This is a genomic window from Klebsiella sp. Ech2A (genome assembly GCF_030078455.1).
GTDB classification, from domain to species: domain Bacteria; phylum Pseudomonadota; class Gammaproteobacteria; order Enterobacterales; family Enterobacteriaceae; genus Klebsiella; species Klebsiella terrigena.
Genome location: NZ_JAQGFU010000366.1, coordinates 1 through 2,169, shown reverse-complemented (window position 1 = coordinate 2,169; position 2,169 = coordinate 1). Strand labels below are relative to the sequence as shown.

Here is a 2,169-nt window from a genome sequence, read left to right as displayed (position 1 = left end):
AGAAAAAACCCGCCGGTCTGGAGCAGAAAAACGAAATCCTCGCGTTTTTGTGGCAGGCCAACCGCCGGCTGCACTCCAGCGCCCCGCTCTGCGAGCGGATCTCGCCGGTGCTTAATGGCCTGCAGGGGCTGACGCTGCTGCGCGATATTGAAGTCAGGGTCTATGACCTCGAAGATGAAGACAACCATCAGGAATTCGCCTGTCATTCAGATTTACACTGCGATGATAAAGGCTGTTATTTATGCCCGCGCGATCTGCCGCCGCTGCCCGACGGCGGGGCAACGCTGAAATGGCGGCTCTCTGATGCCCATAACCAGTACGGCATTCTGCTGGCCACTCTGCCGGTGGGCCGCCATCTGAGCCACGATCAGCAGCAGCTGGTGGATACCCTGGTCGAACAGCTGACCTCGACCCTGGCGCTGGACAGACATCAGGAGCATCAGCAGCAGCTGATCGTCATGGAGGAGCGGGCCACTATCGCGCGCGAACTGCACGACTCGATTGCCCAGTCGCTCTCCTGCATGAAGATGCAGGTCAGCTGTCTGCAGATGCAGGGAGAACATTTACCGGAAGAGAGTCGCCAGCTGCTGGGTCAGATCCGTAACGAGCTGAACACCTCCTGGGCACAGCTTCGCGAGCTGCTGACCACCTTCCGGCTACAGTTAACCGAACCGGGACTGCGTCCGGCGCTGGAAGCCAGCTGCATGGAATACAGCGCCCACTTCGGCTTTACGGTCAGGCTGGACTACCAGCTGCCGCCGCGTTTCGTCCCCTCGCACCAGGCGATCCATGTGCTGCAAATCGCCCGCGAGGCGCTCAGTAATGCGCTGAAGCACGCCAAAGCGACGGAGGTCACCGTAACCGTGTCGCTGCGGGATAATCAGGTCAGGCTGGTGGTCGCGGATAATGGCCGCGGCGTACCAGACCATGCCGAACGGAGTAACCATTACGGTTTAATTATTATGCGGGATCGCGCCCAGAGCCTGCGCGGAGACTGCCAGGTACGCCGTCGCGAGACGGGCGGTACCGAAGTGGTCGTCACTTTTATCCCGGAAAAATCGTTTTCAATCCAATAGGAGAACCCCATGAGTCAACAGGAACGGGCAACCATCCTTCTCATTGACGATCACCCGATGCTGCGCACCGGCGTTAAACAGCTGGTTAGCATGGCATCCGACATTCAGGTGATCGGCGAAGCCAGCAACGGCGAACAAGGCATTGCGCTGGCGGAGTCGCTGGATCCAGACCTGATCCTGCTGGATCTCAACATGCCGGGCATGAACGGCCTGGAAACCCTCGATAAGCTGCGCGAGAAGTCGCTCTCTGGCCGGGTGGTGGTATTCAGCGTCTCCAACCATGAAGAGGACGTGGTCACCGCCTTAAAACGCGGCGCCGACGGCTACCTGCTCAAGGACATGGAGCCGGAAGATCTGCTTAAGGCCCTGCAGCAGGCGGCGGCCGGCGAGATGGTGCTGAGCGAGGCGTTAACGCCGGTGCTGGCGGCGAGCCTGCGCGCCAACCGCGCCACCTCGGACCGCGATATCAGCCAGCTGACCCCGCGCGAGCGCGATATCCTCAAGCTTATCGCCCAGGGCCTGCCGAACAAAATGATCGCGCGCCGTCTGGAGATAACCGAAAGCACCGTGAAAGTACACGTTAAGCATATGCTGAAGAAAATGAAGCTGAAATCGCGCGTCGAAGCCGCGGTTTGGGTACACCAGGAGCGCGTTTTCTAGGGCAGCTCTCGCCAGGATACGCCCTCGGCCGAGAATTTTACCAGCGGCTCGGTCAGCGCCAGTGCGATCTCATTGGATGAGACGCGCTGACCTGTTTTATCTTCAACCACCACCGACAGGTGCCACAGGTTGGTCGCGCCGGGTTCACCGCTCCAGGCCGGCAAAATCACGCTCCAGCCGTCAGGGCTATTGGCATCTACCGGCGACGTCAAACTCAGCAGCTGCGTATCCCCTTGCCACTTCAGCGACTTAATTCCATGCAGGCTACGAATCTGCAGCTTAAGCTGCACCGTTTCCCCCGACTGCAGATCCCACGGCGGCGTCGCCAGATAGGCCGATAGCGATTTACGCTGGCGATACTCGACCACCGGCAAATTATCGCGCTCCGGGCTGTCGTAGCGGCTGCCGCGCAGGGAGCGGCTGATCGCCACCT

General features: G+C 60.1%; 2 protein-coding genes and 1 pseudogene. 2 read left to right on the top strand and 1 reads right to left on the bottom strand.

The window, feature by feature from the left end; translation table 11 throughout:
* A partial coding sequence (narX, locus tag PFH44_RS27010) for a nitrate/nitrite two-component system sensor histidine kinase NarX (protein WP_283826751.1) occupies window positions 1–1,076 on the top strand: 1,076 nt, incomplete at its 5' end.
* A gap of 9 nt (window positions 1,077–1,085) precedes the next feature.
* Window positions 1,086–1,736 (top strand): two-component system response regulator NarL, encoded by a 651-nt coding sequence (gene narL, locus PFH44_RS27005; RefSeq protein WP_041146087.1) that lies wholly within the window; start codon window positions 1,086–1,088, stop codon window positions 1,734–1,736.
* Here narL and PFH44_RS27000 read toward each other — a convergent pair.
* Window positions 1,733–2,169 (bottom strand): annotated as a pseudogene (locus PFH44_RS27000) (inverse autotransporter invasin YchO); the annotation flags it as partial. The gene narL and the pseudogene PFH44_RS27000 sit on opposite strands and share 4 nt — an antisense overlap.

Coding starts and splice junctions, on each gene's coding strand:
- narL (WP_041146087.1), top strand. CDS start 1,086: ATGAGTCAACAGGAACGGGCAACCATCCTTCTCATTGACGATCACCCG.